We start from the raw sequence: 16,206 nt of genomic DNA on the forward strand, positions 1-16,206 counted from the left end.
ATCTAATAATCTAACAATCTATTATATTTGCCCAATGCAACTATCGGTCATCATTCTTAATTATAACGTGCGCTACTTTTTAGAGCAGTGTGTATTGAGTGTGCAAAAAGCCATTCAAAATATTGATGCCGAAATTATCGTCATCGACAACAACTCTTCCGATGACAGTTGTGCCATGATGAAGCAGCGTTTTCCGACTGTAAAACTCATCGAAAACAAAGAAAATGCCGGTTTTCCTAAAGGCAATAACATTGCGGTTAAAGAAGCCAAAGGTGAGTATTTGTGCATTTTAAATCCGGACACCGTTGTAGCCGAAGATACGTTTGAAAAAATACTGAACACTGAACACTGGAAACTGAACACTGGAATAATCGGTTGCAAACTCATCGACGGCACCGGAAACTTTCTTCCGGAAAGCAAACGCGGTATTCCAACACCATGGGTGGCTTTTACTAAGATTTTTGGCTTGTACAAAATTTTCCCGAAGTCATCGATGTTCAATAAATATTACGCTCAAGATTTAGCTGAAAACCAAACGGGAAAAGTCGATATATTGGTTGGTGCATTTATGGTGATGAAACGCGAATTGTACAATGAATTAGGAGGTTTTGACGAAAATTGTTTTATGTATGCCGACGATATTGATTTGTCGTATCGAGCATTGTTGTTGCAAAAACAGAATTATTACTTTCACGAAACGACAGTCATTCATTATAAAGGAGAAAGCACAGTGAAAGATGCGACTTACATGAAGCATTTCAGAGGATTTATGAATTACTTCTATCAGAAGCACTTTAAACGCTCCTTGTTTTTCAATCTCATGGCTCGTTTTGGTGCTTTTTATTTTTCTATAGTGAAAGTGTTTAAAGGCAAAGTACAGCCTAAAGTGAAACCCAATCAGTATATTTTAGTTTCTGATAATGAAGCGATAAAGGAAAAATTAGTGGCCAAATTGCAAAAAAGTATTGAAAGAGTGCCATTAGAAAACGGGAAAATAGTAATTTCGCAAACGATTTCGAAGGCTAAGAATACCGAGGTTATTTTAGATACCAATTATTTAGGTTTTAAAAAAGCTATTGCCTTTTTGGAAGAAAACAAAAACAAGTCGTTCACTTTTAAAATGTTACCCGTTGAAAGTAATTTCATCATAGGAAGCAACAGTAGTAACGATAGAGGAGAAGTAATTAATTTATAGAAAAACACGAAAATCGCTTTTTCTTTTATTAATTTTGCAAGCGAAACAACAAAATACAACTTTAGATTATCAATATGGCAAAGTTTGAATTGAAATTGCCCAAAATGGGAGAAAGCGTTGCAGAAGCAACCATTACCAATTGGTTAAAAAATGTAGGCGAAAAAATCGACGCCGACGAAGCCGTTTTGGAAATCGCTACCGATAAGGTTGACAGTGAAGTTCCAAGCGAAGTTTCGGGTGTTTTGGCCGAAATTTTATTCCAAGTCAATGATGTGGTAAAAGTAGGCCAAACCATCGCGATTATTGAGACTGAAGGTGGAAGCGTTGCTGCTGCTGCTCCGGTAGCTCAGGAAGTTACTGCACCGGTTGCTGAAGTTGAAAAGACGATAGAAGTTGCAACAACTATTGCTGCACCGGCTGATTTTAAATCGTCTGATAAATTCTTCTCGCCATTGGTAAAAAACATTGCGACTGCGGAAGGTATTTCATTAACTGAATTGGAAAGCATAGCCGGTTCAGGAAAAGACGGACGTGTGACTAAAGAAGATATCTTAAATTATATCAAAACCAGAGGAAGCCAACCTGCTGCTGCAGCTCAAGCAGTTCCGGTTAGTACATCTGCGCCAAAAACCACTGCGCCAATCGCAACACCTGTTTCAGTTAACGGCGGCGACGAGCTTGTGGAAATGGACAGAATGCGCAAGCTAATTTCGGGTTATATGGTCGCTTCGGTACAAACTTCGGCGCATGTACAATCGTTTATTGAAGTGGATGTGACCAATATTGTAAAATGGAGAGATCGCGTTAAAAATGCTTTCGAGAAAAGAGAAGGCGAGAAACTGACATTCACACCAATTTTCATGGAAGCCGTGGCGAAAGCGTTGAAAGACTTCCCAGGAATGAATATTTCAGTAGATGGTGACTTTATTATTAAAAGAAAAAATATCAACTTGGGAATGGCGGCTGCGTTACCCAACGGCAACTTAATTGTGCCGGTAATTAAAAATGCAGACCAATTGAACTTGGTAGGTATGGCGAAAGCCGTAAACGATTTAGGAAACCGTGCGAAAGCCGGAAAACTAAAACCGGACGATACTCAAGGTGGAACTTATACCGTAACGAATGTTGGAACTTTTGGTTCTGTATTCGGAACACCAATTATCAACCAACCGCAAGTGGGAATCTTAGCTTTAGGAGCCATTAGAAAAGTGCCAGCCGTTATTGAAACTCCGGAAGGCGATTTTATTGGTATTCGCCAAAAAATGTTCTTGTCGCACAGTTACGATCACCGAGTTGTAGATGGCGCGCTTGGCGGAAGTTTTGTAAAACGAGTAGCGGAATATTTGGAAGCTTTTGATGTAAACAGAGAATATTAAAAAATAGAAAACCCCGACTAATCCGTCGGGGTTTTTGTTTCTTCTTGTTTGGCTTCCTCTTTTACCACTTCTTTTATCACATCTTTAGTGTCTTCTCTCAAGGTAATGAGTACTTTATCTTTAAAACGGTATTCCCCTTTTTTATAGATTTCTTCATTTGACAATAGTATTTCATAAGTGTAAACACCTTTGGGTAAGTCATAAAAACATTCTTTACTGTCTTTTTGAATGACCAATTCCTTTTTGATTTCATCGCCTTCTTCGGTTTGCCGTGTAATGATTAAAGTTACTTTGTCGGTCATTTTGTTTTTGATGCAAACACTTTCTACAATAGTGCTGTTCGGATTGGTTTTTGAAGAAGAGAAAATGGTGATTAAACCACCTACTAAAATTTCGCCACCTCTTACTATAGCAGTAAGATCCGATTGGGCGTTAGACATTATTGGCATAGCCAAAAAGACAATTAAGACCGATTTAATTTGGAATTTTACTTTACGTTTTTCAAATGGTTTCATGATGAAAGTTGTTTTAGAGATTACGTAAAGCTTTCCATGTCATTTTGAGGTTTTAAATTAAAGAGTAAAGTTGCGGATAGTGATTTCAAATTCCTAAAAGAAACCTGATAATCTTCAAAAGAGAGTGGCTAATTATTAAAAGTTTTATTATTAAAATAACAGACTAAGTCATATAATAAATTGTTAGTTATCACGTTATTAGTATAATTGCTTAAGGCATTTACTTTCTCAAAACACTTTTAACGCTAACCCACTTAACTATGACCACCGGAACCAAAATCAGAACCCTTAGAGAGCAAAAAAAGATTTCCCAAGAAGCATTGGCTTATGCTGTTGGCGTGAGTCAAGTTACTATCGGTAATTGGGAACAAGGCAAAAGTATCAAGCACGAGTACATTAAGAAACTGGCTGATGCATTGGAGATTCCCATTGATTATTTATTCGAAGAAAACCAAAACAATAGTGTTCAAGCTCACCCGAAAATTGATTTTAAAAATGACGGTTTCGAAATCATCATCAAAGCACCCAATCATTTCTTTGAAGACTTGCATAAAAAGATGGATTTACTTATTAATAAATTTGATACGCCAAAATAGTTGTAAATTCAAACAATTATAAATCAACCCATTCCTCTTTCGAATGGGTTTTTTTATGGTAAAATCATAAATCTTTATTAAAATATCGATAAACGGTAACATCAATATTTTATATTTGTGAGCATAAAAATTTAAAATGGAATTAAAACTCAACAGACCCATTTGCTTCTTCGACTTAGAGACCACCGGAATTGATGTCGCTAAAGACCGAATCGTAGAAATTTCGATTTTCAAAGTCTATCCTAACGGAAACAAAGAAAGCAAAACCTGGTTGGTGAATCCTACGATTCCAATTCCACCGCAAGCCACAGCCGTACACGGTATTTCTAATGAAAAAGTAGCCAATGAGCCCACTTTCAAAGAATTGGCAGGTCAAATTCATGCCATGATTAAAGACACCGATTTGGCCGGATTTAATTCGGACCGATTTGACATTCCTTTATTGGCAGAAGAATTGTTGCGTGCCGAGGTCGATTTTGACATGAAAAACCGCGTATCAGTTGATGTGCAAACTATTTTCCACAAAAAAGAAGAAAGAACGCTGAGTGCAGCCTATAAGTTTTATTGCAACGGAAACCTTGAAAATGCCCACAGCGCTGAAGCAGACACGATGGCAACTTATGAAATCCTCAAAGCGCAATTAGACCGTTACGAAGATTTAGAAAACGATATGAAAGTGCTTTCTGAGTTTACTACCCGTAAGAAATCGGTAGATTTTGCCGGTTTTATTGCGTTGAATGCCGAAGGAAAAGAAATATTTACCTTTGGTAAACACAAAGGAGCTTTAGTCGATGAGGTTTTAGACAAAGAACCGGGTTATTTCGGTTGGATACAAAATGCCGAGTTTCCTTTATACACTAAAAAGGTTTTAACGGGAATCAAATTAAGAAAATTAAATACTAAAAATTGAGTGATTAGTGAATAGTAATTAGTGATTAGCAGTCTTTCACTAATTACCAATTATTAATTACCAATCACTATAAAGAATGAAAATCATCTGTATCGGAAGAAATTACGTAAACCACATAGCCGAACTCAACAATGAGCGTCCGGAAGCACCGGTAATTTTTATGAAACCCGATTCAGCGATTTTACCCGATAAAGCCCCATTTGTCATTCCGGAATTCAGTAATGATATTCACCATGAGATTGAAGTGATTGTCAAGATTAATAAAATGGGGAAATATATCGATACAAAGTTTGCCCACAAGTACTACGACGAGATTGGATTAGGGATAGATTTTACCGCTAGAGATATTCAAAACAAGCTGAAAGAGAAGGGTTTACCTTGGGAAAAAGCTAAGGCTTTTGACGGTTCAGCGGTAATTGGTGACTTTCTACCGATAAATCATTTTAATTCGGTGGAAAATATTACTTTTGAGTTGACTAATAACGGAAAAACCGTTCAAAAAGGAAATACCGGCCACATGTTGTGGAAAATTGATGAAATTATCTCCTACGTTTCACAGTATTTCACCCTGAAAAAAGGAGATATTATTTTTACAGGAACTCCCGAAGGAGTAGCCAAAGTGTTGCCAAATGATATCCTCGAAGGATTTATAGAAGATAAAAAACTACTAAGATTACACATAAAATAATGGCTATAAACTACAACCTAGCGAAAGTTTACGCACTTTCAGACAACGATCCCGAATTTGTAATGCAAATCATCACCCTGTTCGTTACCGAAGTCCCCGAAGACCTGAAACAAATTGAATTGGGTATCAAAGAAAAAGACCATAAATTGGCTTACGCCTATGCACACAAGATCAAACCAACGCTTGATTTATTGGGAATGTCTGTGGCATTTGAAGAAATTCTTCAAGTAGAAGCTTGGACCAAAAGAGAAGGCAAACGCAAAGAAATCAACGATACTTTCGCCAGCATTCAAAGTCAAGTGGAAAAAGCCATTAAAGAAATCAAAAAAGATTTCGAAGTATAAAAATTAAGAGCGAATGGTTCGGGAACTATCAGTTATGGCAGTTCCCGTTTTCCGTTTCAATCTCTTCGAGGATTTACACTCCAACCGGGGCTAAATAGTTATCAATTCGTTTCTTTGTAAACTAAATACAAACCTTAGCGCCTCAGAACCTTTAAGAATGATACGAGTGAAGTGACTGCATGATACCATTGAAAAACAATTATTAACAATCGAATGAAAGCAACCATAGTCACCATCGGCGACGAAATTCTCATCGGACAAATTGTTGATACCAATTCGAGTTACATCGCCAAAGCTTTGGATAAAATTGGTGTACAAACCCACGAAATGCTTTCCATTTCCGATGACAAACAACACATACTCGATACTTTTTCCTCTCTACAGAATAAAGTTGATTTGGTCATCATCACCGGTGGTTTAGGACCAACAAAAGATGATATTACCAAAAAAACATTCTGCGAGTATTTTGAAGATACTTTAGTCGAAGATAAAGCTGTTTTAGCTCATGTCACGGAAATCATTGAAGGTTTTTACAAGCGACCGATTACCCAGTTAAATCGTGACCAAGCTTTGGTTCCTTCCAAATGTGAAGTACTTTTTAACAAAATGGGAACAGCACCGGGAATGTGGATGAAAAAAGATAATACAGTCTATATTTCGTTGCCCGGAGTGCCTTATGAAATGAAGTACTTGGTTGATTTTGAAATTATTCCCAAAGTAGTTCAAGAATACAAACGGCCTTATATTCTCCACAAAACCATCATGACTTATGGAGAAGGAGAAAGCAGAATAGCCGAAAAAATAGAAGAATGGGAAAATAGTTTGCCCAATTTTATCAAATTAGCCTATTTGCCCAGTCCCGGAAAAGTCAGATTGCGACTCACAGCCCGTGGCAATAACAAAGAACTATTGCAAAGTAAAATTGACGAGAACGTGATTTCTTTGACTAAAATCATTGGTGATATTATAGTTGGTTTTGACGAAGAGGAAACCATAGAGGTTGTGATAGGTAAATTGCTTTCTCAACAGTACAAAACCATTGCCACAGCCGAAAGTTGTACCGGTGGAAAAATTGCCCAAATGTTGTCTTCGGTAGCCGGAGCGTCTAATTATTTTCGCGGAAGCGTTGTTAGTTATTCGAAAGAAACCAAAATCAATGTCCTCGGGATTGATGCTGTGTTAATTGATAAACACGATGTGGTGAGTGCAGAAGTGGCGAAAGCAATGGCGTTCAATATTCAGAAAATGATGAAAACCGACTATGCTTTAGCAACCACCGGGAATGCCGGGCCAACATCTGAGCCCGGAAAAGCGGAAGTAGGTGTGGTTTTTATTGCTTTGGCTACACCGAATGAAGTGTTGGTGTCCGAATTTAATTTTGGCCAACCTCGTGAAAAAGTGATAGATAGAACTGCAAATAAAGCGTTAGAATTATTGCAAAAAGAAATTTTAAAAAATGCCCTCTAACTGAAGTTGATACTGATTACTAACCAAATAAGGGCTTTCTTTTCTGCCGAAAAAAAGCAAATAAAAAAAAAGAAAAAAATCTGCTATATTTTTTTTGTTACAATGATTTATTTTGCGTAAGTTTGCACCCTGATTTTGAATAACGATAAAAGAAAAGCATAATGTCAAGAGTTTGTGACCTTACAGGTAAAAGAGCGATGGTAGGAAATAACGTTTCCCACGCTATGAACAAAACTAAGAGAAAATTTTCTGTAAACTTAGTTAAAAGACGTTTCTATCTTGCTGAAGAAGACAGATGGATTACTCTTAGAGTAGCTGCGTCTACAATTAAAACAATCAACAAAAACGGATTGGCTGCTGTATTGAAAAATGCAAAGGCTAACGGATTTATTAAATAATCTGAAATCCTTAAAAATAAAGTAAGATGGCAAAGAAAGGTAATAGAATCCAAGTAATTTTAGAGTGTACAGAGCACAAAGCAACAGGTCTTCCTGGAACTTCTCGTTACATCACCAACAAAAACAAAAAGAATACTCCGGACAGATTAGAGATTAAAAAATTTAATCCGATCTTAAAGAGAATGACTGTTCACAAAGAAATCAAATAATTAGAGGTTTTTACCAAGTAGAAATTTCAAATAAAACATTATAAGTCATGGCAAAGAAAACCGTTGCAACGTTACAAACAGCATCAAAAAGATTAACCAAAGCAATCAAAATGGTAAGATCTCCAAAAACTGGTGCATACACTTTCCAGGAAGCAATCATGACTCCTGAAGAAGTAGATAGTTTCCTTAATAAGAAATAATTCAACAATCACTATATAGTAAAGCTACTTTCATTCGGAAGTAGCTTTTTTATTTTTATATTTGCCCAAGATATTTGTTAAGTTTTAGGCGCTGTCCTAATTCCTAAAATCCTAATTCCTAAATTTAAAAATGAGTTTTTTCAAAAGAATATTTTCATCTGAGAAAAAGGAATCCTTAGACAAAGGTTTAGAACAAACCAAAACGTCTTTCTTTTCCAAACTAACCAAAGCCGTAGCCGGAAAATCTAAAGTAGATGATGAGGTTTTAGACAATTTGGAAGAAGTATTAGTGTCTTCTGATGTCGGCGTGAATACAACCCTTAAAATCATCGAAAGAATCGAAGAGCGCGTCTCTCGTGATAAATACCTTGGGACAGAAGAATTAAACTTAATTCTAAGAGAAGAAATTGCGGGTTTACTTTCGGAAACCAAATCAGGAGAAGAAAGCGAGTTCACCATTCCTGCCAACAAAAAACCTTATGTTTTAATGGTGGTTGGTGTAAATGGTGTCGGCAAAACTACCACCATCGGAAAATTAGCCCACCAATTCAATAAAGCCGGTTATAAAGTAGTACTCGGTGCTGCCGATACTTTCCGTGCCGCAGCGATTGACCAATTGCAAATTTGGGCCGATAGAGTAGGCGTGCCATTAGTAAAACAACAAATGGGAAGTGATCCTGCTTCTGTGGCTTTTGATACGCTTCAAAGTGCCGTAACCCAAAATGCCGATATCGTAATTATTGATACCGCCGGTCGTTTGCACAACAAAGTCAATTTGATGAATGAGCTGACCAAAGTAAAACGCGTAATGCAAAAAGTAGTAGAAGATGCACCACACGATGTGATGCTGGTTTTAGACGGTTCGACCGGTCAAAATGCTTTTGAACAAGCCAAACAGTTTACTGCAGCCACTGAAGTGTCGTGTTTAGCTGTAACCAAATTAGACGGTACTGCCAAAGGCGGTGTAGTAATCGGAATCTCTGACCAATTTCAAATACCGGTAAAATACATAGGCGTAGGAGAAGGTATTGAAGATTTACAGGTTTTTAATAAATTTGAATTTGTAGATTCGTTTTTTAAATAAATAACATGAACAAAGCACTCTCTTTTTTTACTGAAGCCACTCCTTTAAAATTGGTTTTGATAAGTTTTATACTTTCAGGAATTGCTCATTTTATTGAAAAGCCATTGCCTAGTATTTTCTTGGGATTAAGGCTAATTGGCTTCTTATTATTTATCTACGCAGTGATAAAATATTTCAATAAAAAGTAATCCTTGCTATTGGTATAAATCATTGATTTTATCCCACAATTCATTATCAAAACCCGATAAGGCAAACGTTGGATTATCCGGATTGGCTACATCTCCCATTCGGATAATAACCATTTTCATACTCGGAACCACATAAATTTTTTGATCGTTTTTACCCAAAGCGGCATACATATCACTAGGCGCATTCGACATTAAGGTACCATTAAATTCAAATTGAAGACCGGGTAAGCGATAAGAAGATTTGCCATTCAACCACCACAAATAACCATATGCCTGATTTAAAGTTTGTGATGTTGTAGTAGCTTGGTTAAAGTAGTTACTGTTTACAATGGTTGTTCCGTTCCATTTTCCTTGATTTAACGACAACAAACCAAAACGTGCCATGTTTCTACTCGTACTCCAATAAACACTCAAACCATCGTTGTTAATCCAAGCGCCACCGGTCATTCCGATTCGGTCTCTCAGTTTCGTATTGAAATAATTGCTCCAAGTTTGCCCACTGGCTTGAGCTACTACATCTTGCAATTTTACATATACATTGTGGTATGCCCATCGGGTTCCTGCATCGGCTACATATTGTAAATTGGCCGGAGAAACATCATCTCCCAAAGCATCATTCAACCCTGAGTTCATAGATAATAAATTTTTACAAGTAATCAGGTTTTCCTTTGCCAATGGCGCACTCGTCCAACCGGTTCCCAAATAATCAGAAACTTTATTGTTTATGTTGATTAATCCTTCGTCTTGAGCAATTCCCGTGACAGTTGTTGTAAGTGTTTTTCCGGCGCTTGCCCAATACCAAGGTGTTGTTGCAGTATGTCCATTGAAATAATTTTCCATCACAATTCTTCCGTTGACCAAAATGATAAACGATTTGGTATTTTTCAGCTCCAAGTAATCTAATAATGGTTGAACGGCATTTTGATTCCAACCCAAGTCGGTTATAGATTTGGTTTCCCAAGTATTGCTGCCATCACTCGGCGGAAAGTACATTTGTTCGTTAATTGGTTCGCTTTCAGAAGAGTCTGAACTGCAATTCAACATTAAAAAGGAAACTAAAGCAAGTAGGTATATCTTTCTCATTTTATTGGAATTTTTTCTTTGGACTTTAAATGTACTAAATAGTTTAATGTTGATAATATTAATTTTTATTTTGCTCGCTTTCTAAACTTAAAAAATTAAATTTGTGAAAGCGTTAAAATACCATAACCATGAGAAGAATAGCTTTCGTATTTCTTACTTTTTTATTAATTTCTTGCCAAGCTGATGTCAAAAAGGAAGACTTGACTAAGCTTAACGGTTATTGGGAAATCAAGCAAGTGACTTTGGCCAATGGCGAAAATAAAGACTATAAAGTCAATGAAACCATCGATTTTTTTGAAGTTAAAAACAATGCGGGCTTTCGCCAAAAAGTAATGCCGCAATTTGACGGAACCTATAAAACCAACGGCATAAAAGAATGTATCATAGTGCTTCAAAAGAAGAGTGCTTTTTTTATAGAATACAAAACCAATTACCGTCAATGGAAAGAGGAAATCATTACTTTAGAAGATTCGACTTTGGTACTTAAAAACAAGCAAAACCTTATTTATACTTATAAAAAATTCAAACCTTTTTCTTTAAAGTAATGGCCAAAAGACTCAGCAACGAAAGTTCGATAGGCGACGTTTTAAAAGCGTTTATTGAGACCAATAAACTCCAAGGCGGTATGGACAAAATTGACGTGCAGCAAGCTTGGAAATCGTTGATGGGCAATGGTGTCAACAGTTATACCAAGGAAGTGGTTTTAAAAGGTTCAACTTTATACGTTTCTTTAACTTCAGCTGTTTTACGCGAAGAGTTGAGTTACGGCAAACAAAAAATCATCACCATGATTAATGAGGAATTGCGCAAAGAAGTGGTCAAAGATATAATCCTTCGTTAAGTGTTGGTTTCCAAATCTTTAATGTAGTCTTCGTATTCGTAGAAGAAAACTTCAAACTGCGTCATGGTATCGCTGAAGAACTCAAAAATCTCCGGCCAATTACTTTTGTTGTTTAGGCTTACGCCCAATTTTTCGACCCAAATTCTGCTAATCACTTTCCCGTTTTCCAGGTAAAAATTACGCTCTAATACCGCTTCCGACAAGTATTCTTCAAGCAAGATAGTTTTCAGGGATTCTATTTTTTCAAAATAAATTTTGCGCTTTTCTTCGTCTTTTGGCTCAATGTCTAAAAGCACTTGTGCCTTTTTATTATCGATATAAAATTTGAATGTAAAGTCTTTAATTTTAGTATCATACAACAACCATTTTCTCGGATAAGCTTCGGCAAATGCGGTCCAAAATTCCTTTTTGATGCGTTGGGCTTCTTCTTTGCTGTACATTTTATTAGTGTAAAAGTTGGTTTGGATTATTTTTTTAAGGTAACTTTATATTTCTAAAACTAGGTACGATGCACTTTGAGGAGTTTTTAAAATACACGCCAAAAATACAAAATGTCGCGCTACCCGCAACGCTTGCCCATGCAAAAATGGCACCGGCCAACCGATTAGATTTAATCAAAGCAACCGATTTTAGCAAAGTAACCCCAAAACAAGCCGCCGTATTGATGCTTCTTTATCCTAAAGCTTCGCAAACCCATTTGGCACTCATTCTTCGAACTAGTTATAACGGAGTACATTCTTCTCAAATTGCTTTTCCGGGTGGAAAGGTTGAGGATTTTGATGCCGATTTAAGCCAAACTGCACTCAGAGAAACCCATGAGGAAATAGGGGTTCATCCTAATAGTGTTAATGTCATTCGTGCTTTTACCGAAGTGTATATTCCACCGAGTAATTTTATGGTTTATCCTTATTTGGGTTATAGTGAAAGCGAATTGGAGTTTATTTTACAAGAAGATGAAGTAGCAGGTTTAGTTGAATTTCCTTTTGCCGATTTTATGGACGACAGTATCATTGTCAATACCACTATGAAAACCTCTTATGCCGGAAGTATTGAAGTGCCCGGATTTCAGGTAAAGGAACATTTCGTTTGGGGCGCAACAGCCATGATGTTGAGCGAATTGAAAGATACTCTTAAATTGGTTTTATAAGTTTTAGTTTTTGTAGATTTGCATCCCGAAACGTCGGGACTAAAAAATGAATTATGGGATTATTGAAACGAAATCCTTTTGGTCATATACTCTTTATCAAAAAATGGTTAATTCGTATCTTCGGAGCTTTGACGCACCGCAGGTATCGCGGTTTTAACGAACTTCATATCGAAGGTTCTGAAATCATCAAAGGCTTGCCTGATAAAAATGTACTCTTTATCTCCAATCACCAAACGTACTTTGCCGATGTCGTAGCCATGTTTCACGTGTTCAATGCCAGTCTATCAGGGCGAGTTGACAATATTAAAAACGTAGGCTATTTATGGCAACCCAAAATGAATATCTACTACGTTGCTGCCAGTGAAACCATGAAAGACGGTTGGTTGCCCAGAATTTTGGCCTATGTAGGCGCTATAACAGTGGAACGTACTTGGCGTTCAGGTGGTAAAGATGTTGAAGAAAAGCGAGAAGTTAATCCTAACGATACCGAAAATATTCGCATAGCACTTGAAGACGGTTGGGTAATTACCTTTCCGCAAGGAACGACCAAGTCTTTTAAACCGGTGCGCAAAGGAACGGCGCATATTATCAAACAACACAAACCTATCGTAGTGCCTATTGTAATTGACGGTTTCCGTCGGGCGTTTGACAAAAAAGGGCTACGGGTGAAAAAGAAAAATATCCTGCAATCCTTCATCATCAAAGAACCTTTGGTGATTGATTACGACAACGAAACCATAGAGCAAATTGTAGAAAAAGTAGAATATGCCATTGAGCAGCATCCTTCGTTCTTAAAAGTGATTCCCGCCGAAGAAATTGCCGAACAAGAGCGTCTCAATAAATTACGTAAATGGCAAGTGGATAAAGAAGATATTGTTGAAGAATAAAAAATCCCCTCGTATTGAGGGGATTTTTTTGTTGGGAGGTAATATTCATTTTTAATAGCAAATAAAAGAGGGTTAAGCCATTGCTAACTTATCACTTTTACTTGTCACGTATCTCTAAATTAATTTACCGCTTCTACCGTAAAACCTGCTTTTCGGAGCAAAGCAATTACGCCTTGTTTACCTCCTAGGTGTGCGGCTCCTACGCCAAAGAAAGTAGGTTTGGTTTTGGCAATTTTATCTATTCGGCTAATCCAATTATTGTTTCGGTTGTTGAGCATTATATCAATGTATTTTGACGTCATTACGTTCGGTGATTTCTCGGTAAAGGTCAACATGGCTTCCACATTTTCGGTTTGGTAAAGTGCCATCATTTCATTGAGCTCTGTTTTATCGCGTTGCATATTGTCTTTGGCGGTAATTACCAGTTCGTTCATTTGTTCTTTGTACGGTATGGCGTCAAAAACAGCCAACTGTTCGGCTACGGTTTCTAATCCTATCACTTCTTCGTTTTGCGCTTTGGCTATTGCCATCAATTCGGTTTCTACCGATTGCATTTCGCACCCCAACATTTTAGGATACAACATGGTGGCAATCATAAACGGTTTAACCGGGTTGAGGATTTCGGCAGAGTAGCCAATATTATTGGTCAAAAAAGCATCTACTATTTTAAAATCGGCTTCGGTGGTTAAGGATTTCATGGTTACACCATCTTTCATCATCATGCTGTTGAGCATTTGTCCTTGCATGCCGGGATCATCCATATCGAGTTCTAAGCAAAGTTGCTCGGTATTGTCTAAAGCTTTTTTTACTTTTTCCGAAAGCGTAGCATCACAAGTAATGTGAATGGTTCCGAATAGATAAGACGGTTTTGACAATCCGTTTCCGGAGATTTTCCACAAGAGCGAATTCTCACTTTTTTGGCCATAAGCCAAACCTATAAAAAGCGAACAAACAAACAGTAGTACTTTTTTCATATTATAAATCTATTTTTTTAAGTTCTTTATAATTGGCGTTGAGTTTGCGCAGCAGGATACCGTAAAGGAGTCGGTATATCAACCAAAATCCGCCAACAAATACCACTACAGTAGCTACTATCATACAGATGGTAATAGTCAGGGTATAGTAACTGTCTTCGTGGGCAATTTTATATTTCAACGGTGCCATTTCCGGATTGTAAACAAAGGCCATCACAAAGCCTAAAATGGTACTGATAAAAATCATAAACAAGTTGTACCAAACGTAATATTGTACCGTTTTCCGTGTTCTGATAATATCTTGCATCAACTGTTTGGTTGAAGTAATGGTGGAAATCTTAGCGTAGTTTCGGTAAAAGCTAAAAATAAACAGAACTACTACTACGTAATTTACATAGGTTAATATCTTTAGATAGACGGCAAAATTTTCGGCATGTAAATTTTTTATGGCTTCTTCGGTATTGAACAATATGCTAAATAAAGCCCATAGCGCAAACTCAAGTATGCTAATGATCAAAATCCATTTCACAATAGATGATGATTTCCTGTGTAGCATATTGTAAATCTCACTCTCCGAAACCTGCTCGTAAGAATGGGTGTCCTTTTTCCAGGCTTTTTTTAATAAATCCAACTCTTCCATAATCCTTAGGGATTTAATATCTTTTTTAATTTTCCTTTGATTCTGTTCATTTTTACACGGGCATTGACTTCGCTAATCCCCAATGTTTCTGATATTTCGGTGTAATCCTTATCTTCAAGATAAAGAAATACCAACGCTTTTTCAATATCATTCAACTGTTGCACCGCTTGGTACATCAATTTGATTTGTTCTTCTTCTTCTAAATTGTAATCTTCCTGACTTAAGAAATGTTTTTGTCCTTCGTAAGTAACTGTCGAAACGGTTCGAGTACTTTTTCGGTACAGTGTAATGGCAGTGTTTAATGCTACGCGATAAGCCCAAGTAGAAAATTTAGATTCTCCTCTAAACTTTGGGAAGGCTTTCCATAGCTGAATGGTTATTTCCTGAAACAGATCATTGTGCGCATCTTCGCCATTGGTGTATAACCGACATATCTTGTGGATGATGTTCTGGTTTTCCTTTAGCTGTTTTACAAATGATTGTTCTAGGTTGTCACTCATAGCCCGTTAGTAGTGTAAGTCCTTGTTTTGTTACACTTAGTAAAACTACATTTTTTATTATTCAAATTCAAGTTTCTAATTTCGCTATCTTTGCAGCAGAAAATTACCGTCACTCAAAATGAAAATAGGACATTACAACACGCTTACCATAGCCCGAGAAACCAAAGTCGGACTCTTTTTAACCGATGGCACGACCGATGTGTTACTTCCGTTAAAATATGTGCCAAAGGAATATACTATAGGCGATGAAATTATAGTGTTTGTATACCTTGACCACGAAGAAAGACCGGTGGCTACGACTTTGGAACCTTATATTTTGATGGATGAATTTGGTTTACTTCGCGTAAATTACGTCAATAAATTTGGGGCTTTTCTAGATTGGGGTTTGGAGAAAGACCTTTTTGTGCCCTTTAAAGAACAAGCCCGTCCAATGGAAAAAGGCAAACGCTATTTGGTATTTGCCTATATCGATGAAAAGACCAATAGAATCGTAGCTTCGAGTAAAACCAATCAGTTTTTGAATAATGATAATTTGACTGTTGCCGTAGGCGATGAGGTAGATTTGATTATTTCACATATTACAGAAGTTGGGATTAATGTAATTATCAACGACCAACATAAAGGGTTGCTTTACAAAGACCAAGTTTACGAGGATATAAAGCCAGGCGATAGAATGACGGGTTATATTAAAGCTATTCGTCCCGATAATAAAATAGATGTCACTTTGCATAAATTCGGTTACCGCAATGTAGAACCGAATGCCGAAAAAATACTAGACGAACTCAGAGCTAGCAGAGGTTTTTTACGTCTAACAGACAATAGCCATCCGGAAGATATCAAAACGGTATTGAAAATGAGCAAAAAGACTTTCAAGAAAGCCATTGGTGCCTTGTACAAAGAAAAGCGCATCGAACTTAAAGAAGACGGAATCTATTTGGTTCCTGAAGTTAAAATTTAAACTAAT

23 protein-coding genes are annotated in these 16,206 nt (G+C 37.0%); 17 read left to right on the top strand and 6 right to left on the bottom strand.

The features are described 5' to 3' along the window. The first annotated feature begins 34 nt into the window (after positions 1-34). Together P7V56_RS06805 and P7V56_RS06810 are read left to right on the top strand one after the other, a co-directional pair. Complete coding sequence (locus tag P7V56_RS06805; RefSeq protein ID WP_171222395.1) at positions 35-1,195, top strand: glycosyltransferase family 2 protein; 1,161 nt, start codon at positions 35-37, stop codon at positions 1,193-1,195. 74 nt (positions 1,196-1,269) lie between these two features. Further along, positions 1,270-2,571, top strand: a complete 1,302-nt coding sequence (locus P7V56_RS06810; RefSeq protein WP_171222396.1) for a dihydrolipoamide acetyltransferase family protein — start codon at positions 1,270-1,272, stop codon at positions 2,569-2,571. A gap of 17 nt (positions 2,572-2,588) precedes the next feature. On the opposite strand, the gene P7V56_RS06815 is transcribed toward P7V56_RS06810, so the two are convergent. Beyond that, positions 2,589-3,086 (bottom strand): hypothetical protein, encoded by a 498-nt coding sequence (locus P7V56_RS06815; RefSeq protein WP_171222397.1) that lies wholly within the window; start codon positions 3,084-3,086, stop codon positions 2,589-2,591. A gap of 260 nt (positions 3,087-3,346) precedes the next feature. Here P7V56_RS06815 and P7V56_RS06820 point away from each other — a divergent pair, with 260 nt between their 5' ends. From P7V56_RS06820 to P7V56_RS06865, 10 genes are all read left to right on the top strand, one after another. Continuing rightward, on the top strand, positions 3,347-3,682 hold the full coding sequence (locus P7V56_RS06820; protein WP_171222398.1) for a helix-turn-helix domain-containing protein: 336 nt from the start codon (positions 3,347-3,349) through the stop codon (positions 3,680-3,682). Positions 3,683-3,818: 136 nt separating this feature from the next. After that, on the top strand, positions 3,819-4,592 hold the full coding sequence (locus P7V56_RS06825) for a 3'-5' exonuclease (protein ID WP_171222399.1): 774 nt from the start codon (positions 3,819-3,821) through the stop codon (positions 4,590-4,592). A 76-nt stretch (positions 4,593-4,668) separates the two neighbouring features. Further along, complete coding sequence (locus tag P7V56_RS06830; RefSeq protein WP_171222400.1) at positions 4,669-5,280, top strand: fumarylacetoacetate hydrolase family protein; 612 nt, start codon at positions 4,669-4,671, stop codon at positions 5,278-5,280. Continuing rightward, positions 5,280-5,624 carry an Hpt domain-containing protein gene (locus tag P7V56_RS06835; protein ID WP_171222401.1) on the top strand — a complete coding sequence of 115 codons (345 nt, stop codon included), beginning with the start codon at positions 5,280-5,282 and terminating at the stop codon, positions 5,622-5,624. The genes P7V56_RS06830 and P7V56_RS06835 overlap by 1 nt, the downstream gene beginning before the upstream one ends. 213 nt (positions 5,625-5,837) lie before the next feature. Then, positions 5,838-7,091 (top strand): CinA family nicotinamide mononucleotide deamidase-related protein, encoded by a 1,254-nt coding sequence (locus tag P7V56_RS06840; RefSeq protein WP_171222402.1) that lies wholly within the window; start codon positions 5,838-5,840, stop codon positions 7,089-7,091. Positions 7,092-7,252: 161 nt separating this feature from the next. Continuing rightward, the gene (rpmB, locus tag P7V56_RS06845; RefSeq protein ID WP_304986206.1) at positions 7,253-7,489 is read left to right on the top strand and encodes a 50S ribosomal protein L28; all 237 of its coding nucleotides are present in this window, start codon (positions 7,253-7,255) and stop codon (positions 7,487-7,489) included. A gap of 26 nt (positions 7,490-7,515) precedes the next feature. Next, the gene (rpmG, locus tag P7V56_RS06850; protein ID WP_131475924.1) at positions 7,516-7,698 is read left to right on the top strand and encodes a 50S ribosomal protein L33; all 183 of its coding nucleotides are present in this window, start codon (positions 7,516-7,518) and stop codon (positions 7,696-7,698) included. A 47-nt stretch (positions 7,699-7,745) separates the two neighbouring features. Beyond that, the gene (locus P7V56_RS06855) at positions 7,746-7,898 is read left to right on the top strand and encodes a DUF4295 domain-containing protein (RefSeq protein WP_171222404.1); all 153 of its coding nucleotides are present in this window, start codon (positions 7,746-7,748) and stop codon (positions 7,896-7,898) included. A gap of 130 nt (positions 7,899-8,028) precedes the next feature. Beyond that, positions 8,029-8,982 (top strand): signal recognition particle-docking protein FtsY, encoded by a 954-nt coding sequence (gene ftsY / locus P7V56_RS06860; RefSeq protein ID WP_171222405.1) that lies wholly within the window; start codon positions 8,029-8,031, stop codon positions 8,980-8,982. Between the two features lie 5 nt (positions 8,983-8,987). Beyond that, positions 8,988-9,170, top strand: coding sequence for a hypothetical protein (locus tag P7V56_RS06865; RefSeq protein ID WP_304986207.1), 183 nt, complete (start codon positions 8,988-8,990; stop codon positions 9,168-9,170). A 6-nt stretch (positions 9,171-9,176) separates the two neighbouring features. On the opposite strand, the gene P7V56_RS06870 is transcribed toward P7V56_RS06865, so the two are convergent. Further along, positions 9,177-10,253 (bottom strand): serine hydrolase domain-containing protein, encoded by a 1,077-nt coding sequence (locus tag P7V56_RS06870; protein ID WP_171222406.1) that lies wholly within the window; start codon positions 10,251-10,253, stop codon positions 9,177-9,179. 128 nt (positions 10,254-10,381) lie between these two features. Here P7V56_RS06870 and P7V56_RS06875 point away from each other — a divergent pair, with 128 nt between their 5' ends. Both P7V56_RS06875 and P7V56_RS06880 read left to right on the top strand, forming a co-directional pair. After that, entirely contained in the window at positions 10,382-10,798 is a 417-nt protein-coding gene (locus P7V56_RS06875) for a hypothetical protein (protein ID WP_171222407.1), read from the top strand. After that, entirely contained in the window at positions 10,798-11,094 is a 297-nt protein-coding gene (locus P7V56_RS06880; protein ID WP_171222408.1) for a DciA family protein, read from the top strand. Before P7V56_RS06875 ends, P7V56_RS06880 begins: the two co-directional genes overlap by 1 nt. Here P7V56_RS06880 and P7V56_RS06885 read toward each other — a convergent pair. Next, on the bottom strand, positions 11,091-11,534 hold the full coding sequence (locus P7V56_RS06885) for a DUF4268 domain-containing protein (protein ID WP_171222409.1): 444 nt from the start codon (positions 11,532-11,534) through the stop codon (positions 11,091-11,093). The two genes, P7V56_RS06880 and P7V56_RS06885, sit on opposite strands and share 4 nt — an antisense overlap. A 68-nt stretch (positions 11,535-11,602) precedes the next feature. On the opposite strand from P7V56_RS06885, the gene P7V56_RS06890 reads away from it, so the two are divergent. Together P7V56_RS06890 and P7V56_RS06895 are read left to right on the top strand one after the other, a co-directional pair. Continuing rightward, positions 11,603-12,241 carry an NUDIX hydrolase gene (locus tag P7V56_RS06890; RefSeq protein ID WP_171222410.1) on the top strand — a complete coding sequence of 213 codons (639 nt, stop codon included), beginning with the start codon at positions 11,603-11,605 and terminating at the stop codon, positions 12,239-12,241. Positions 12,242-12,294: 53 nt separating this feature from the next. After that, positions 12,295-13,128, top strand: coding sequence for a lysophospholipid acyltransferase family protein (locus tag P7V56_RS06895; protein ID WP_171222411.1), 834 nt, complete (start codon positions 12,295-12,297; stop codon positions 13,126-13,128). Between the two features lie 119 nt (positions 13,129-13,247). On the opposite strand, the gene P7V56_RS06900 is transcribed toward P7V56_RS06895, so the two are convergent. Genes P7V56_RS06900 through P7V56_RS06910 form a run of 3 tightly spaced genes read right to left on the bottom strand, consistent with a single transcriptional unit; the run spans position 13,248 to position 15,242 of the window. Continuing rightward, a complete protein-coding gene (locus P7V56_RS06900; RefSeq protein WP_171222412.1) occupies positions 13,248-14,102 on the bottom strand; it encodes a TraB/GumN family protein in 855 nt (284 codons plus the stop codon). Position 14,103: 1 nt separating this feature from the next. Further along, positions 14,104-14,742, bottom strand: coding sequence for a DUF8845 family protein (locus tag P7V56_RS06905; RefSeq protein ID WP_171222413.1), 639 nt, complete (start codon positions 14,740-14,742; stop codon positions 14,104-14,106). A gap of 5 nt (positions 14,743-14,747) precedes the next feature. Then, positions 14,748-15,242, bottom strand: a complete 495-nt coding sequence (locus tag P7V56_RS06910) for an RNA polymerase sigma factor (RefSeq protein WP_171222414.1) — start codon at positions 15,240-15,242, stop codon at positions 14,748-14,750. Positions 15,243-15,360: 118 nt separating this feature from the next. Here P7V56_RS06910 and P7V56_RS06915 point away from each other — a divergent pair, with 118 nt between their 5' ends. Beyond that, positions 15,361-16,200, top strand: coding sequence for a CvfB family protein (locus P7V56_RS06915; RefSeq protein WP_171222415.1), 840 nt, complete (start codon positions 15,361-15,363; stop codon positions 16,198-16,200). Positions 16,201-16,206 lie beyond the last annotated feature (6 nt).

Source organism: Flavobacterium sp. IMCC34852 (assembly GCF_030643905.1).
GTDB classification, from domain to species: domain Bacteria; phylum Bacteroidota; class Bacteroidia; order Flavobacteriales; family Flavobacteriaceae; genus Flavobacterium; species Flavobacterium rivulicola.

What these genes read in the sequence shown, in the direction of transcription:
- P7V56_RS06890 (WP_171222410.1), top strand. Translation starts at nt 11,603, where the DNA reads ATGCACTTTGAGGAGTTTTTAAAATACACGCCAAAAATACAAAATGTC.
- P7V56_RS06835 (WP_171222401.1), top strand. Translation starts at nt 5,280, where the DNA reads ATGGCTATAAACTACAACCTAGCGAAAGTTTACGCACTTTCAGACAAC.
- P7V56_RS06825 (WP_171222399.1), top strand. Translation starts at nt 3,819, where the DNA reads ATGGAATTAAAACTCAACAGACCCATTTGCTTCTTCGACTTAGAGACC.
- P7V56_RS06840 (WP_171222402.1), top strand. Translation starts at nt 5,838, where the DNA reads ATGAAAGCAACCATAGTCACCATCGGCGACGAAATTCTCATCGGACAA.
- P7V56_RS06830 (WP_171222400.1), top strand. Translation starts at nt 4,669, where the DNA reads ATGAAAATCATCTGTATCGGAAGAAATTACGTAAACCACATAGCCGAA.
- P7V56_RS06880 (WP_171222408.1), top strand. Translation starts at nt 10,798, where the DNA reads ATGGCCAAAAGACTCAGCAACGAAAGTTCGATAGGCGACGTTTTAAAA.
- P7V56_RS06855 (WP_171222404.1), top strand. Translation starts at nt 7,746, where the DNA reads ATGGCAAAGAAAACCGTTGCAACGTTACAAACAGCATCAAAAAGATTA.
- P7V56_RS06915 (WP_171222415.1), top strand. Translation starts at nt 15,361, where the DNA reads ATGAAAATAGGACATTACAACACGCTTACCATAGCCCGAGAAACCAAA.
- P7V56_RS06810 (WP_171222396.1), top strand. Translation starts at nt 1,270, where the DNA reads ATGGCAAAGTTTGAATTGAAATTGCCCAAAATGGGAGAAAGCGTTGCA.
- ftsY (WP_171222405.1), top strand. Translation starts at nt 8,029, where the DNA reads ATGAGTTTTTTCAAAAGAATATTTTCATCTGAGAAAAAGGAATCCTTA.
- P7V56_RS06805 (WP_171222395.1), top strand. Translation starts at nt 35, where the DNA reads ATGCAACTATCGGTCATCATTCTTAATTATAACGTGCGCTACTTTTTA.
- P7V56_RS06870 (WP_171222406.1), bottom strand. Translation starts at nt 10,253, where the DNA reads ATGAGAAAGATATACCTACTTGCTTTAGTTTCCTTTTTAATGTTGAAT.
- P7V56_RS06885 (WP_171222409.1), bottom strand. Translation starts at nt 11,534, where the DNA reads ATGTACAGCAAAGAAGAAGCCCAACGCATCAAAAAGGAATTTTGGACC.
- P7V56_RS06910 (WP_171222414.1), bottom strand. Translation starts at nt 15,242, where the DNA reads ATGAGTGACAACCTAGAACAATCATTTGTAAAACAGCTAAAGGAAAAC.
- P7V56_RS06900 (WP_171222412.1), bottom strand. Translation starts at nt 14,102, where the DNA reads ATGAAAAAAGTACTACTGTTTGTTTGTTCGCTTTTTATAGGTTTGGCT.
- P7V56_RS06865 (WP_304986207.1), top strand. Translation starts at nt 8,988, where the DNA reads ATGAACAAAGCACTCTCTTTTTTTACTGAAGCCACTCCTTTAAAATTG.
- P7V56_RS06820 (WP_171222398.1), top strand. Translation starts at nt 3,347, where the DNA reads ATGACCACCGGAACCAAAATCAGAACCCTTAGAGAGCAAAAAAAGATT.
- rpmG (WP_131475924.1), top strand. Translation starts at nt 7,516, where the DNA reads ATGGCAAAGAAAGGTAATAGAATCCAAGTAATTTTAGAGTGTACAGAG.
- rpmB (WP_304986206.1), top strand. Translation starts at nt 7,253, where the DNA reads ATGTCAAGAGTTTGTGACCTTACAGGTAAAAGAGCGATGGTAGGAAAT.
- P7V56_RS06875 (WP_171222407.1), top strand. Translation starts at nt 10,382, where the DNA reads ATGAGAAGAATAGCTTTCGTATTTCTTACTTTTTTATTAATTTCTTGC.
- P7V56_RS06895 (WP_171222411.1), top strand. Translation starts at nt 12,295, where the DNA reads ATGGGATTATTGAAACGAAATCCTTTTGGTCATATACTCTTTATCAAA.
- P7V56_RS06815 (WP_171222397.1), bottom strand. Translation starts at nt 3,086, where the DNA reads ATGAAACCATTTGAAAAACGTAAAGTAAAATTCCAAATTAAATCGGTC.
- P7V56_RS06905 (WP_171222413.1), bottom strand. Translation starts at nt 14,742, where the DNA reads ATGGAAGAGTTGGATTTATTAAAAAAAGCCTGGAAAAAGGACACCCAT.